Genomic DNA, 14,207 nt, shown 5'->3' on the forward strand with positions numbered 1-14,207 from the left:
GACAGTGCACCGATCGACTGCGATGAGCCCAATGCATGGTACGATCCAAGCGGTTTCTATTCTGAAGGCTTCGTGAGTTCATTGCGTTGATCCGTGGTAAGCGGTCTGATCCTTTCTCCTCTCAGCATCAAAAACAGCTTCGCGGTCTCCTCCAGTTCCTCACTTGCGTATTGGGCCTCGCGAAGCGACTTTCCTGCGACGACCGGACCGTGATTGGCGAGCAGCACCGCATGGCTCGTGCGTGCCCTCTCGCGAACCGCCTCTGCCAAAGCGACATCTCCCGGAGCGAAATAGGGCGCCAGCGGCAGCTTCCCAACTCGCATGACATAATATGCGGTGAGTGGGGGCAGGAGATCTTCCGGATCCAGGCCGTCGATCACGCTGACAGCCACCGCGTGCGTCGAATGGAGGTGGACGACCGCCCCTACCCCCTGACGTGCGCAGTACATGCATTGATGCAGAAACGCTTCTTTCGTGGGCTTGTCACCATCGACGAAGACACCTTCCGCGCTGAATCTGGAAAGCCGCCCCGGATCAAGCGCTCCAAGGGAGGCGTTGGTCGGCGTCATCAAAAGATCGCCATTCGAGAGCCTTGCGCTGATGTTTCCGGTCGACCCAAAAGTGAAGCCTCGCTCGAACAAGGACTTGCCGACCGCCACGATCTCATCTCGAACGCGGGTTGTCTCGGAAATGATGGCTGTCATTGCAGCAGTTCCCAGGCCTTCAGGAAAAAGTCGGCCGTACCGAAGTTTCCCGATTTCAGCGCCAGAGCCATCGGCTCCGCCTCCCCCATCGTCAGCGTCCAGGGAACTCCGGGGTCGATTTCCGGTCCGATATAGAGGGCGGCGGGTGCAAGGGCGCCAACCACCGCCCCGGACGTTTCGCCACCGGCGACGATAAGGCGTCGAACACCATTCGCACGCAGCATGATCGCGGTTTCTGCCAGGAAGTGCTCGATGATTTCACCGGCCTTCTGCCGTCCGAGGGCATCCTGCGCGGCACGAACTTCGGTGGGGTCGGCGCTCGAATAGATGAGGGGGGTGCCCTCCCCCTGCTCCAATGCCCAATCCGTTGCGCCGCCCACGGTGACGCGCCCCTGCGCTATGTCGATCGGATCGATCCGCATGGAGGGCATGCCGGCGGCAATGGCAGCCTGTATTTGGCCCCTCGTTGCCTCCGAGCATGAGCCAGCCAAGATTGCAGCGCCGCCGCGTGGCGCGGTAAAGGAGCCGGGTTCGGAATTGCCCGATAACAATCCGGCACGGCGAAAGTTCTCCGGCAAGCCGATCGCGATGCCGGACCCTCCGGTGATCAACGGAAAATCGGCAACGGCCTCCCCGATCGTCCGCAAGTCTTGGTCGGATATCGCATCGACGACCAGCACTCGATCGCCAAGCGCGCGCGCCGCCCTAAAGGCCTCACGCAGGGCCTCTGCGCCCCGTGCCACGATCTCCTGTCCAACGAGCCCTACCTTGAGGGACGACTGCGCGGCCATGAGCCGTACCAGGGAGGAATCCGTCATGGGGGTCAGCGGATGATTCCGCATCGGGCTCTCTGAGAGGAGCTTCTCGGCAAGGAAGAGATGGCCTTTGTAGACGGTTCGGCCATTTGCCGGAAAAGCCGGGCAAACAATGGTGAGATCCACGTCGAGCGCAGCAAGGAGCGCATCGGTCACCGGCCCGATATTGCCCTTTGCCGTTGAATCAAAGGTCGAGCAATATTTGAAGATGATTTGCCGAGCGCCTGCCGCGCGAAGCCACGCCAAGGCCTCAAGCGACATTGCGACGGCTTCTGTGGCCGGGTTGGTCCTGGATTTGAGAGCAACCACGACGGCGTCGATATGAGTGAGATCGACGTCTCCCGACGGGACGCCAATCGTTTGAATGGTTCGCATTCCCTCTCGGGAAAGCATGAGGGCAAGGTCGCTTGCCCCGGTAAGATCGTCAGCGATAGCGCCGAGTAACATCCCCTACTCCTGTTGCGAAAAGGCGGCCCGACTACGCGGTCGCGCCATCAATGATGGTAAACCCTGTGTCGATAATTGCCGGCTCAAACGCGCGGTCGGGGGATTTCAGGAGAGTCTCCACCGCCGTCCTGCCGATGGCAAAACGATTGGAAAGCACCGTCGCGAGCGGCTTCGGAAGCGCCTGGCCAATCTCCAACCCGTTGAATCCCATGAGGGCGAGCCTGTCGGGCACTGGAACGGCAGCGGCCAAACAGTGCAGGTATCCGCCAACGGCCATGTCATCGTTGGAAAATGCGACGGCCTCGATCTCGGCCCCATCGGCGAGAATTGCCGCCAGGGCCTGCCGGCCGCTCAAGGTCGAGCTTGGTCCGTCGACTCTATGCTCCGCGACCAATGCCAGCCCGACGTCCCCCAAGCCTTCACAAAGCCCGCGATAGCGCGCATGGGCCCGGCGATCCGCGTCCCAATCATGCCCGACATAGGCGATCTTCGAGTATCCGCGGCGCGTGAGATGGCGAGCCATGGCACGCCCCGCCCCGCGGTGGGAGAGGCCGACGGCAAGGTCGATCGGCCTGCGGTCGATATCCATCAACTCGCCGACACGAACCTTGCTTGCCTCCAACATCCGCCTCGCTGTATCGGTATGATCGAAGCCCGTGGTGATGATCGCCGCCGGCTGCCACGCCAGCAGCGACGAGATCAGTTGCTGTTCCTTCTCGAGGTCATAGTCGGTCACACCAATCATTGGCTGATACGATGTTCCCGCCAGGCCGGCATGAATGCCACGAAGCAATTCCGGAAAGACGATGTTCGAGAGCGAGGGCAAGATCACCCCGACGATCATCGAGGAGGAAGATGCGAGCGAGCCGGCTGCTCGGTTTGGCACATAGCCGAGCGCATCGATGGCTTCGATGACTCGCCGGCGCGTCTCCGGTGCAATCGCCCCCTTGTCTCGGATGACCCTTGAGACCGTGTTCTCGCTGACGTTGGCCAGTCTCGCCACATGGGCGAGGGTTGGCGTTTCAAGCGCTGTCAAAGGACGACCTCACCGCAGGATCTGCGCCCGACGGCGAAGGTCAGGGCGTTATGTGTAAGCGCTAACATCATTCGCTTGATCCTTGCAATAGGATGTGATTAGCAAGTGTTAGCGCTGAGATAGGCGAATCTGATTTGATTTGGAAAGTGGGAGGCGCCGTCCAGGATGAGCGACCAATCGACGATTGCCGTAATCGGTCTGGGCTCGATGGGATTGGGGATGGCGCGCTCGGCGCTCCGGGCCGGACGGACTGTAAGAGGATATGACGTCAACGCAGATGCATTGAAGGCGTTCAGCCAGGAGGGCGGTCTGGCCTCCGCCAGCCTGCAGGAGGCGGCTGCCGACGCCGACATTGCCGTCATCGTCGTCGTGAACGCAGCCCAGACGGAAGCTGTTCTTTTCGCCGAGGGCGGCGTCGTGTCTGCCTTGCGGCCTGGAGCGGTCATCGTCTCGTGCGCCACCATTTCACCTTCGGAGGCGAAGGGATTTGCATCACGCGCCGAAGCCGCAGGCATGCTTTATCTCGACGGCCCGATTAGCGGTGGCGCCAAGAAAGCTGCTTCCGGCGATTTGACCTTCATGGCATCAGGCTCCGCCCAGGCCTTTGCTGCAGCCCGGCCGGCACTGGATGCGATGGCCGGAACGGTCTACGAGCTGGGCGATCAAGCGGGCATCGGCTCGTCCTTCAAGGTCGTCAACCAGTTGCTCGCGGGCGTCCATATCGCCGCGGCTTGCGAAGCAATTGCATTCGCCAGGAGCCTCGACCTCGATATTTCGCGTGTCTTCGAGGTGATCACCAAATCCGCCGGCAATAGCTGGATGTTCGAGAACCGTATTCCACATGTCCTTTCCGGAGACTACACCCCCCATAGTGCGGTTTCCATTTTCACCAAGGACCTTGGCATTGTTTCCGACATCGGGAGGAAGGTGAAGTTTCCGCTCCCGATCACAGCTGCAGCATTGCAGCTGTTCATCATGACGGAAGCGGCGGGCATGGGCCGGGACGACGACAGCTCCGTCGCCCGGCTGCTCGCCAAGATCGCCGGCCTTCGCCTGCCCGGCATGTCGGAAGAGGTTTGATCGAGATGCCCAAATTTGCCGCCAATCTATCGATGATGTTCAACGAGCGTCCCTTCCTGGAGAGATTCCAGGCGGCTTCCGACGCGGGCTTCGGTGCCGTCGAATATCTGTTTCCCTATGACCATCCCGCGGAAATCGTCGCGGACGCGCTGGCGACGGCCGGTCTGAAACAGGCGCTCTTCAATATGCCGCCTGGCGATTGGGCAGCGGGCGATCGCGGCCTGGCCAGCCTGCCGGACAGGCGCGCGGAGTTCCTCAAAGGGCTGGACCTGGCGGTGTCCTACGCCAAGACGATTGGAACGCCTTTGCTGCACATGATGGCGGGCAATGCTGCTTGGGATTCCCCTGCGTCGATTGCGGCCTACAAGGACAATCTGCGCAGAGCCGCGGATGCGACGGCTGACGCAGGCATCGGCCTCGTTATCGAGCCGATCAACACGCGCGACATGCCGGCATACTTCCTGAACGACTTCGATCGGGCACTCGAGTTCATCGACGACCTCGATCACGCGAATGTCCGCCTGCAGTTCGACGTCTACCATCGCCAGATCCTGCACGGCGACGTCATCATGGCCCTACGGCGAATGGCACCGAAGATCGGACATATCCAAATCGCCGCCGTGCCGACACGCAACGAGCCGACAACCGGCGAGCTCAATGACCGGCTGGTGTTCACCGAGATCGACGCCATCGGCTATCAGGGCTATGTCGGGTGCGAATATCGCCCCGCCGGTGTAACCGAGGAAGGGCTTGGTTGGTTGAAGGCGGTGCAGGCCCCCGACACCGGAACTCGCCCTACGCCCGAGTGAGCAACTCCGTCAATCGGAGATTCGCGGCGCTGCGCACAGCGCCGAGGAACGAAGACTATTCGCTGGCCGGAAACGTGATCGGATCCGCAACTCGCCATCAGCTCCCGCAAAGGCGGATCTTCTGGTGATTCAGTCCGCGCGGCGGTACGCGAGTGCCGCGCCCATGAGATCAGGTCCCCAAAGCAATGAGCCCTGACACGGGAACTGTCCTGGGACGGGGCACGCGGGCTTCACAGGAAGCTCGCTTCGATCGTCAAGGGCCGGGACCTATATGAGCGCAAAAGCGCCGATGTCTGCCGTCCTCGGAAAGCTCACAGTCGCGAAGGACTGGCTGGAGCACAAGCGAGCCAACATTATAAAGATCCACCGTGAAATTGATGAAATATTTTTTAAAAATATAACTTTAACATTCTAACTTGATGATTTCGCTGTGTGTGTATTTAACATAATTTTTAGTTCCGTAAATTCAAATTGACACGCAACTCCAAGCTATAGCATTTCATATATCAATATTCCTTATATTTATGAAATTACAAACTTGAATGTTCCGTCATGACTCGATAATTTCGGGCCATATTCTGCGGAAATATCGACCTTCGCTCCTATTCCGCAGGTGTTGGAGGACGCCTACCCGCCTTACCCCCATCGTCGCCGGTTCAGCCGGTCGCGCGGAACTCGGGGCGCCCTTGGCATTCGAAAGGAGAAGGTCCGTGACGTCATCAACTGGAAGGGCCTCCACCCGCCCCACTCTGCCGAGGGGTCCGCTCCTGGGTTTCCTCCTGGCATCGAGCGCCGTTCTGATCTGCCAGGGCGCCCAGGCACAGGCGACCGCCAGCGGCGGCCAGACGGTCGAGATAGCGCCAGGGCAGGCAACCTGCAGCGGCAAAGACTGCTTCCAGTCCTTTGATGCAGGTTCGCTGCTGCATAACAATGCGGGCACGCCCATTGACGTGACGACCCCGAACAGTTGGCCGACCGAAGGGCCATTTTACTTCGGAGCCATGGCCTGGAATGGAGGGACCATTCATCTCGACGGCGGCGGAACCTTCCACCTTGGCACGGATACCTGGGGGCTTTGGGCTGGCCATCCCTTTAAGGAGGTCACGCCCGGCACGATCACGGGGCACGACCTGACATTCGACATGGATGCCGGAGCCTTCGGAATCGGCGTCAACTACAACAGTACGATCACGCTCGACGGCACGACGACCATGACCGCCCGCGGCGGTGGCGGCTATGGCATCGAAGCTCGTCTGGGCACGGTCACCCTGAATGGTCCGATCAAAGCAAGCGGGGTGTGGCTCGACTTCGCCCATGCCGACGCCGGTGACATCTCTTTCAACGGCGGCGGCACCGTTACCGCCACGGGTTCGACTTACAGGGTGTTCTCATCGGGCGGCGGCCTGATTTCGATGCGAGGCGTGACGGCCAGCGCCAACACGAATGTCTCTCACGACTCTGACGGGACTGACTTCCTGGCGGGTGTCTGGGACAACAGCCGCTTCTTCGTCATCGACAGCACCTTCGAGGGAACCAATACGGGCGGCCCCATCAACGGAATTCACGTCACCGGCAATGGAGGCTCCTCCTCCTTCATGCTCGACAACAGTCAGATCACGCTGAAATCGGCCGGTTCGGGCATACTGGTGGAGGGTGCTTCTGCCAACGTCACCTTGACCCATGGGTCGGCAATCACACCTGTCGCCAGCAGCAAGGGCGGCCTGCTCGCACGCATCGCAGCCGTGGACTTCGTACCGACGAATTCTTTCGATATAGGGAAACTGACCCTGAGAGCCCAGGACTCCGCCCTGTCCGGAGACGTGCAGGTGGACGCGCCGGGCAAGGCTGGCGCCAACGAATTCGATGGCCGCCTCGAAGGTACGACCCTCTGGCGCGGCAATCTGACGGTGGCGAAGGGATCGCTCGGCAGCGTGACCCTTGCGGACAGATCGCGCTGGATCGGCACGGCGAACAATGCCACTTCGATCCAGCTCAGCGATCCCGGTGCCCTGTGGGCGATACCGGGCGGTAGCGTGGCCACCGTCGCCGGCACCGTCACGAATGCCGGCAGGATCGCCTTCCGGCCTGGCACGCCGTCGACACTGACGGTCGGTACTTTCGTCAACAATGGCGGCACAGTCCAGGTCAATGTCGATGCGGCCGGCCACAGCGATTTCATCCATGCCACCGGCACTGCCACCGTCAATGGCGGCACGGTTTATGTCGTTCCCGTCGAGGGCACCTACGAGATCGGCCGGCACTACAAGATCCTGACCGCCAATGGCGGCATCACCGGACAGTTCGACAAGGTTACCGACAACGCCCCCTTCGTCGACTTCAGCCTGTCCAAGAATGTCAACAACATCTATGTGAATGTAGCGCGCAACAGTGCCTCCTTCGCTTCGCTCGCCGCCCTGGATACCAACCAGCGTGCGGTGGCTCAAAGCGTGGAGGCGCTGGCGCTCGGCAACAAGCTCTATGATGCCGTCGCCCTGTCGCCGGACGACACCAGCGCACGCCAGGCCTTTTCCACCCTGTCGGGCGATGTGCATGCCTCAGCCAGGAGCGCCCTGATCCAGGATGGCGGCCTCATTCGCGATGCCGTGCTCAACCGCCTCGCCAATGCCGATACGCCGGCCCTCGCCCCTGCCCCTCCCGTCGCCGGCCTGACATCCTATGCCGAGACCCCGTCCATGAAGGGACCCTCGCCCTTCGACGCGGCTGCCGCGCCAGCTCCACTTTCCGGCTTCTGGGCCCAGGGCTTCGGCTCCTGGGGCCATCTGGGCAGCGGTGGGCGCAATGCCCGCATCGACCATGATACCGGCGGCTTCCTCATCGGCTTCGATACCCTGGTCCAGGGCTCGTTCCTGCAGGACTGGCGCCTGGGCGCGCTCGCCGGCTACAGCCATTCCACCTTCGACGTCGATGCCCGCTCCGCCTCCGGCAAGGCCGACAACTATCATATTGGCCTCTATGCCGGACGCCAGTGGAACGCCCTCGCCCTGAGGCTCGGCGCCACCTACACCTGGCATGACATCGACAGCGACCGCACCGTGGCCGTGCCCGGCTATGTCAACCGCCTCACCACCTCCTACGATGCCGCCACCGCCCAACTCTTCGGCGAGCTCGGCTATCGCATCGATGCCGGAGCCTTCCGCCTCGAGCCCTTCGCCAATGCCGCCTATCTCAATCTGCACACCGACGGCTTTCGGGAAACCGGCGGCGATGCCGCCCTCGCCGGTGGCAGCAGCAGCACCGATCTCGGCTTCACCACCCTGGGCACCAAGGTGGCCACCAGCTTCGATCTGACCGAGGGCACCATCGCAACCCTGCAGGCGAGCCTGGGCTGGCGCCATGCCTATGGCGACGTCAAGCCTACAGCCGCCCTCGCATTGGCCAACGGCACGGTCTTCACTTCCGCCGGAATCCCGATCGCCCGCGATGCCCTGGTCGTCGATGCCGGCGTCAGCGTCGCCTTTTCCGAGGCGGTCAGCCTCGGCGTCTCCTACAATGGTCAATTCGGCAACAAAGCCGCCGACCAGAGCGTCCGGGGCAATTTCGTCTGGAGATTCTAGACTCCGGCTTTGAAACGAACCGATGGCGGCGCTCAAGACATCGCAGAAAGACAAAATGCGCCCCTCAGTGAGGGGCGCATTTCCTGCCGACATGGAAATGCCGGACGGTAAGGCCCTCATCCGGGAGGGTTATTTTCAGATATCCCTGAAACGGGAACGATAGGTCGCGATCAATGCGGGCTCGAAGCGGATGCACCGGACTTGGTGCCTTCGCGAATTGGCGATTTGAGCCGCTACGCCCCCCGCAATTGCCCGTTGTCAAGGCCAGCCCGGCAGTGTCGCGCAATGCCGGACTCCCATATTATTTGACTATGAATAGGGTAGGCTCGATACAACCGAGTTTGCGAAGCGCTTTGGTCATGCCATTTGATTTCGATGAGATCGCTGCCTCAAGGGAAGCATCCGCATGGTGGATCATTGTTGAGCATGCTTCGCATGGCTATGCCCAGACACGTTTCAAGCTTCTTGCCGAGGCGATCAACGCTTTTGGACCCGGTCGGTTTGCGTCGAGCAGACGGAGGACATGATGAACGATGACCTGATCGAACGGCTTGAGCTAGGCGTGCCCTCCTGCGGAATGCATGACGACAACGAGACGGAACTGTTCGACATCGATGACGCCAACAATACAATGATCGAAGCCGCCCATGCACTGCGTGCCCAGGACGCGGAGATAGCACGGTGCCATGCTCGGCTCGAAATCGACTACGAATACAATGTCGACGTCACAAAGCATGAGTTTGCGCGTGTCGCTGCACCAATGGAAAATCGATTATTGAGGGAAGACGGCATCGCCCGCCGGGACGCGACTGTCGACAAGTTGAAACTACATTTAAACAACGCATTGGAGATCTCGGATCGCTATCGGTATGCACTGTGGGCCATCATTGAATGCGTCCAGTACAGCGCTGACTCGAACCCCGTCTGGGCGCAGATCGCCAACAAGGTCCTCGCCGAAACAAGTGACCTGCCCCCGCGGGATGGCCCAGGGTGATTGCTCGTCAATGGTAGGCCAGAGCCAACATCCTGACGAATGATTTGCGACTGCCCCCAAGCTGTCCAATGCATCCCTGGAGAGGCACAATGGGGCGTTGCCAGTCAGGATCGATCCGAACCTGATTTGAACCTATCGATCCAACAGGATAGAGCGCGTCGTTGAGTAGCGTAGATTTAACGTGGTCGGCGTGCTGCAGCCCAATTGGTACAGTCTGTCGAAACCAGTGATCGCGCATCTCCAAACGAACAAGTGAAGAGATGGGTTCTCTTGCTTGCATGCCCACGATACGCAAGGTGACGACCAAATGGCTATAGGCCCCACACGATGGCCTTCTCATGGCGTTCTATCAACAGCGCCAGATCCTTGAAGCGCTTGGTGACATGAGCGACGAAAGCATCCACGGCCGGAGCCCGCGTCGCGTTGCTCTGCTGCAATATGCCCAAGGCGCGCTCGGGGTGGGGAATTCTGACCGGCAGCGCCGTGATCGATTTCTCGTTGCGATAGGCGAAGACCACGCTGTGGGGCAGCACGGTGAGCGCATCGCTTGATTTCAGGTAGTTGATGGCGCTGGACAGCGAGCCGCCGGAATAGCGGATCTTGATTTCCGTGGCCCCCAATGACAGCGCCAGGCTATTGAGGTCGGCATAGAGGGGACTGCCCTCCGGCGGACCGACCCAGGGATAGTCGAGCAGGCTTGCCGGATCGAGACGGCGCTTCATCAGCAAGGGGTGAGTCGTGCGGCAGGCGACGACATTGCGTCCGGGCAACACCACGTCGAAACGCAGGCCCGATCCTTCCTTCAGCACGTCGATAGGGCAGATTGCAATATCGATGCGGTCCGCGTCCAGCGCCGCCCGCAATTGCCCCAGATAGCCATAGCTCTGCTCGACACGGACATCGGGACGCCTGTCCTGGAATTCGGCGATCATGCCCGAGATCAGTGCGTCGGAGAAGAAGGGAGAACCGCCCACCCTGACGACGCCAAACGCGCCTTTCTGAAATCCGGCGACGAGGGCCGATGCCTTGCGCGAGGCCGCAAGCATGGTCTGGCCGTGGCTCGCCAGCGCCTGTCCCAAGGCCGTCGGTTGCAGGGGCCGCCGCCCTTTGACGAAAAGAGGCTCGCCGATACGCTGCTCCATCATCGCAATCGTTCGTGACACGGCCGGCTGCGTCATGCCGAGCAGAGCCGCAGCCTCCGTCACCCCGCCGGCCTGGACCACGGCGGCAAGTTGGACCAGGTGGCGCTCGTCAAGCTTCATAGCAATTTGCTATATTATTTAATCGAGAAATGATCAATATGCAGGCTGGTGCCGGGTATGTTGCTCCTCGGGAGGAACAGCCGGTGGCTATCAGGTCGTTGAACGCACAGAACTCGGCTGATGTCGTGATGGAGCGCGTCGGCCCCGGCGTAAAGGAAACCTCCGCTTCATTCCTGAATTCGCTGGTGAGGCATTTGCACGCCTTCGTGCGCGAAACCCGGCCGACCAGGGACCAGTGGCGCTCCGCCATGCAGCTTTTGACCGACATTGGCCACGCCACCGATGAACGGCGCCAGGAGTGGGTGTTGGCCTCGGATCTGCTGGGTGTCACCGCCCTCGTCGAAGAGATCAATGCCCAGCGCCACAGGGGCGCCACGCCCAATACGGTGCGCGGGCCGTTCTATCGTCCGGACGCACCCGCCATCGCCAATGGCGGATCGATCTCGCTCGATGGTGTCGGCGAGGCCCTTCTGGTTCGTGGCCGTGTCGTCGACCTTGACGACGTGGCCATCTCCGGCGCCACCGTCGAGACCTGGCAGGCGAATGCCGACGGATATTACGAGAACCAGCAGCCCGACCGGCAGCCGGAATTCAACCTGCGCGGCGTCCTGAAGACAGATGGCAAAGGCGGTTTTCTCTACCGCACGGTGCGCCCCGCCGGGTATGCGACACCGACCGACGGCCCCGTCGGCCGGATGCTGGCGGGCCTCGGTGTCTCGCTGCGGCGGCCGGCACATCTGCACTTCATCATCAGCGCCGACGGCTTCGAGACCATCTCCACGCATGTCTTCGACGGCAGCGATCCAGGCCTGGGGCAGGATGCCCTGTTCGGCGTCAAGCCCGAGCTCATCGGAGACATCAGGCGCGACGGCGATGGCTGGGCGCTCGACTTCACTTTCGTCATGGCCCGGGCCAGGCAGGAAAGGCGTGCAGCATGAACCTCTCATTCGTCTATCAAGGCAGCCCCGCGCATATCGTCTTCGGCGAAGGTTCGTCCAGGCATGTCGGAGAGTGGGTTGAAAAGCTCGGTGCCAGCAGGGCGCTCGTGCTGACCACGCCGCACCAGAAAGCCGAGGGCGAGGCCATGGCCACGGCCCTTGGCGGGCTTGCGGTCGGAACCTATGACAACGCCACGATGCACACCCCGGTCGATGTGACCGAAGCGGCCGTTGCACGTGTTCTGGACTTGAAGGCCGACGTGGTCGTGGCGCTCGGCGGCGGCTCGACCACCGGGCTCGGCAAGGCGATCGCCTATCGCACCGACCTGCCGCAGATCGTGGTGCCCACCACCTATGCCGGCTCGGAGGTGACCCCCATTCTCGGCCAGACCGAAGGCGGCGAGAAGATCACGCTGCGCAGCCCGAAGGTCCTGCCCGAAGTGGTGATCTACGATCCCGGCCTGACGCTGGGCCTGCCCGTCGCCATGAGCGTAACCAGCGGCCTGAACGCCATCGCGCATGCCGCCGAGGCGCTCTATGCGCCGGACGGCAACCCGATCACCGCGCTGATGGCGGCCGAGGGCATGCGTGCCATCCGGCAGGCGCTGCCTGTCATCATCGCCTCGGCCAGGGACAGGCAGGCTCGCACCGATGCGCTTTACGGGGCCTGGCTCTGCGGCTCGGTGCTGGGCCAGGTCGCGATGTCGCTGCACCACAAGATCTGCCACACGCTGGGCGGCAGCTTCGACACGCCCCATGCCGAAACCCATGCCATCATGCTGCCGCACACCATCGGCTTCAACGCAGGCGCCGCTGAAAAAGAGCTGCAACCGGTTTCCGACATCTTCGGCGGCACGCCCGGCCAGGCACTCTACGATTTCGCCAGGTCCGTCGGATCACCGATGGCGCTGAAGGATTTCGGCCTGAAGGAAGCCGATCTCGACCGTGCCGCCGAGATTGCGACCAGGAATCCCTACGCCAACCCTCGGCCCATCGACCGCGCTTCCATCCGCGCCCTGCTCCAGGATGCCTGGGAGGGAAGCCGACCGCCATTTTAGGCCCACTAAGGCGCTTTCGAGAGATGCCGATAGCTCTTCGAACAAGAAAACGCGCCAAAACAATGGGTTAGGGAAAAAAGATGCGATCCGTAGAAGTCGCACTTTTCTCTGGTTTCACGACGATCTTCCTGGGGAGGAAAGCAATGATCACGCGTCGCCATTTCCTGAAGACTTCCGCCGTGCTCGGCACGAGCGCCGCCTTCGGCGGGGTCGCCAGCCCGGCCATCGCGGCAGGCGCCGCGATCAAGCTCGGCTATGTCAGCCCGCAGTCCGGGCCGCTGGCCGCCTTCGCCGAAGCCGACAAGTTCATCATCGACGGCTTCCTCGCGGCGACCAAGGCCGCGGGCGCGAACTTCGAGGTCATCGTCAAGGACAGCCAGTCCAATCCGAACCGTGCCGCCGAAGTCGCCAAGGAACTGGTGGTCGATTCCCAGGTCAACCTGATGCTGGTCGCCTCGACGCCCGAGACGACCAATCCGGTGGCGACGATCTGCGAGGCCGAGGGCATGCCCTGCATCTCGACCGTGGCGCCCTGGCAACCCTGGTTCATCGGCCAGCAGGGCAATCCCGGCGCGCCAGATTCCTGGAAGCCGTTCGAGAGCGTCTTCCATTTCTTCTGGGGCCTGGAAGACGTCATCGCCGTCTTCACCAACATGTGGGGCCAGCTCGAAACCAACAAGAAGGTCGGCGGCCTGTTCCCCAATGACGGCGACGGCAATGCCTGGGGGGATGCGAAAGTCGGCTTTCCACCGGTGCTCGAGAAGAAGGGCCTCACCCTCACCGATCCGGGCCGCTACCAGAACCTGACCGACGACTTCTCCGCCCAGATCAACGCCTTCAAGGGCGCCAAGGCGGAGATCATCACCGGCGTGATGATCCCGCCGGATTTCACCACCTTCTGGAACCAGGCGCAGCAGCAGGGCTTCAAGCCGAAGATCGCCTCGATCGGCAAGGCCATCCTGTTCCCGCAGGCCGTCGAAGCCTTGGGCAAGGCCGGGCACAACCTGTCGTCCGAGGTGTGGTGGACGCCCAACCATCCGTTCAAGTCTTCCTTGACGGGCGACAGCTCGGCGGCCTTGGCGGCTGGCTTCACCAAGGCGACGAACCGTCCGTGGACCCAGCCCATCGGCTTCGTGCATGCCCTGTTCGAACTGGCCGCCGACGTGATGAAACGCGCCGATCCCACCAATGCCGAGGCGGTGATCGCAGCCATCGCCGCCACCAGGCTCGACACCATCGTCGGCAGGGTCGCCTGGGACGGTGCCAACCTCCCGCCCTTCGCGGCGAAGAACGTCGCCAAGACGCCGCTGGTCGGCGGCCAGTGGCGGCTTAGGGATGGCGGCGGCTACGATCTCGTCATCACCGATAACCAGACCGCGCCGAACATCCCGACCGGCGGCAAGATGGAAGCGATCGCCTAGAGGCCATTCCTTATCCGGTGCCATCGCGGCTCCCTCCTCCCCGTCGACGCGGAGAGGGACAGGAGAAG

The 14,207-nt window shown here is 61.9% G+C and carries 11 protein-coding genes; 7 read left to right on the forward strand and 4 right to left on the reverse strand.

Annotation, left to right across the window (positions count from 1 at the left end; translation table 11 throughout):
• Positions 1 to 56 precede the first annotated feature (56 nt).
• Genes otnC through ACTJKX_RS09210 form a run of 3 tightly spaced genes read right to left on the reverse strand, consistent with a single transcriptional unit; the run spans position 57 to position 2,969 of the window.
• Complete coding sequence (gene otnC / locus ACTJKX_RS09200) at positions 57 to 704, reverse strand: 3-oxo-tetronate 4-phosphate decarboxylase (RefSeq protein WP_311937081.1); 648 nt, start codon at positions 702 to 704, stop codon at positions 57 to 59.
• A complete protein-coding gene (gene otnK / locus ACTJKX_RS09205; RefSeq protein WP_440725070.1) occupies positions 701 to 1,966 on the reverse strand; it encodes a 3-oxo-tetronate kinase in 1,266 nt (421 codons plus the stop codon). Before otnK ends, otnC begins: the two co-directional genes overlap by 4 nt.
• A gap of 31 nt (positions 1,967 to 1,997) precedes the next feature.
• Positions 1,998 to 2,969: a LacI family DNA-binding transcriptional regulator gene (locus ACTJKX_RS09210; protein ID WP_440725071.1), complete on the reverse strand. Its 972-nt coding sequence runs from the start codon at positions 2,967 to 2,969 to the stop codon at positions 1,998 to 2,000.
• 198 nt (positions 2,970 to 3,167) lie between these two features.
• Between ACTJKX_RS09210 and ltnD the strand changes: the two genes are divergently transcribed.
• The 4 genes from ltnD (at position 3,168) to ACTJKX_RS09230 (ending at position 9,460) form a co-directional block, all read left to right on the forward strand.
• Positions 3,168 to 4,082, forward strand: a complete 915-nt coding sequence (ltnD, locus tag ACTJKX_RS09215) for an L-threonate dehydrogenase (protein WP_440725072.1) — start codon at positions 3,168 to 3,170, stop codon at positions 4,080 to 4,082.
• A 5-nt stretch (positions 4,083 to 4,087) separates the two neighbouring features.
• Positions 4,088 to 4,891, forward strand: coding sequence for a 2-oxo-tetronate isomerase (gene otnI / locus ACTJKX_RS09220; protein WP_367624778.1), 804 nt, complete (start codon positions 4,088 to 4,090; stop codon positions 4,889 to 4,891).
• A 710-nt stretch (positions 4,892 to 5,601) separates the two neighbouring features.
• The gene (locus tag ACTJKX_RS09225; protein WP_440725073.1) at positions 5,602 to 8,466 is read left to right on the forward strand and encodes an autotransporter domain-containing protein; all 2,865 of its coding nucleotides are present in this window, start codon (positions 5,602 to 5,604) and stop codon (positions 8,464 to 8,466) included.
• 523 nt (positions 8,467 to 8,989) lie between these two features.
• Complete coding sequence (locus ACTJKX_RS09230; protein ID WP_440725074.1) at positions 8,990 to 9,460, forward strand: hypothetical protein; 471 nt, start codon at positions 8,990 to 8,992, stop codon at positions 9,458 to 9,460.
• Between the two features lie 311 nt (positions 9,461 to 9,771).
• Here ACTJKX_RS09230 and ACTJKX_RS09235 read toward each other — a convergent pair whose 3' ends face one another.
• Positions 9,772 to 10,722, reverse strand: a complete 951-nt coding sequence (locus ACTJKX_RS09235; protein ID WP_311937142.1) for a LysR family transcriptional regulator — start codon at positions 10,720 to 10,722, stop codon at positions 9,772 to 9,774.
• A 128-nt stretch (positions 10,723 to 10,850) separates the two neighbouring features.
• Here ACTJKX_RS09235 and ACTJKX_RS09240 point away from each other — a divergent pair, with 128 nt between their 5' ends.
• The 3 genes from ACTJKX_RS09240 (at position 10,851) to ACTJKX_RS09250 (ending at position 14,139) form a co-directional block, all read left to right on the forward strand.
• Positions 10,851 to 11,660, forward strand: a complete 810-nt coding sequence (locus tag ACTJKX_RS09240) for a dioxygenase family protein (RefSeq protein WP_440725165.1) — start codon at positions 10,851 to 10,853, stop codon at positions 11,658 to 11,660.
• Positions 11,657 to 12,718, forward strand: a complete 1,062-nt coding sequence (locus ACTJKX_RS09245; RefSeq protein ID WP_440725075.1) for a maleylacetate reductase — start codon at positions 11,657 to 11,659, stop codon at positions 12,716 to 12,718. The genes ACTJKX_RS09240 and ACTJKX_RS09245 overlap by 4 nt, the downstream gene beginning before the upstream one ends.
• Before the next feature lie 143 nt (positions 12,719 to 12,861).
• Positions 12,862 to 14,139 carry an ABC transporter substrate-binding protein gene (locus ACTJKX_RS09250; RefSeq protein ID WP_440725076.1) on the forward strand — a complete coding sequence of 426 codons (1,278 nt, stop codon included), beginning with the start codon at positions 12,862 to 12,864 and terminating at the stop codon, positions 14,137 to 14,139.
• Positions 14,140 to 14,207 lie beyond the last annotated feature (68 nt).

It is taken from the genome of Labrys sp. 22185 (genome assembly GCF_052045555.1).
Lineage (GTDB): Bacteria > Pseudomonadota > Alphaproteobacteria > Rhizobiales > Labraceae > Labrys > Labrys neptuniae.

Bases quoted from the DNA above. Each gene is read 5' to 3' on its own strand.
- ACTJKX_RS09230 (WP_440725074.1), top strand. From the start codon at position 8,990: ATGATGAACGATGACCTGATCGAACGGCTTGAGCTAGGCGTGCCCTCC.
- ltnD (WP_440725072.1), top strand. From the start codon at position 3,168: ATGAGCGACCAATCGACGATTGCCGTAATCGGTCTGGGCTCGATGGGA.
- ACTJKX_RS09250 (WP_440725076.1), top strand. From the start codon at position 12,862: ATGATCACGCGTCGCCATTTCCTGAAGACTTCCGCCGTGCTCGGCACG.
- otnK (WP_440725070.1), bottom strand. From the start codon at position 1,966: ATGTTACTCGGCGCTATCGCTGACGATCTTACCGGGGCAAGCGACCTT.
- otnC (WP_311937081.1), bottom strand. From the start codon at position 704: ATGACAGCCATCATTTCCGAGACAACCCGCGTTCGAGATGAGATCGTG.
- ACTJKX_RS09235 (WP_311937142.1), bottom strand. From the start codon at position 10,722: ATGAAGCTTGACGAGCGCCACCTGGTCCAACTTGCCGCCGTGGTCCAG.
- ACTJKX_RS09245 (WP_440725075.1), top strand. From the start codon at position 11,657: ATGAACCTCTCATTCGTCTATCAAGGCAGCCCCGCGCATATCGTCTTC.
- ACTJKX_RS09240 (WP_440725165.1), top strand. From the start codon at position 10,851: ATGGAGCGCGTCGGCCCCGGCGTAAAGGAAACCTCCGCTTCATTCCTG.
- otnI (WP_367624778.1), top strand. From the start codon at position 4,088: ATGCCCAAATTTGCCGCCAATCTATCGATGATGTTCAACGAGCGTCCC.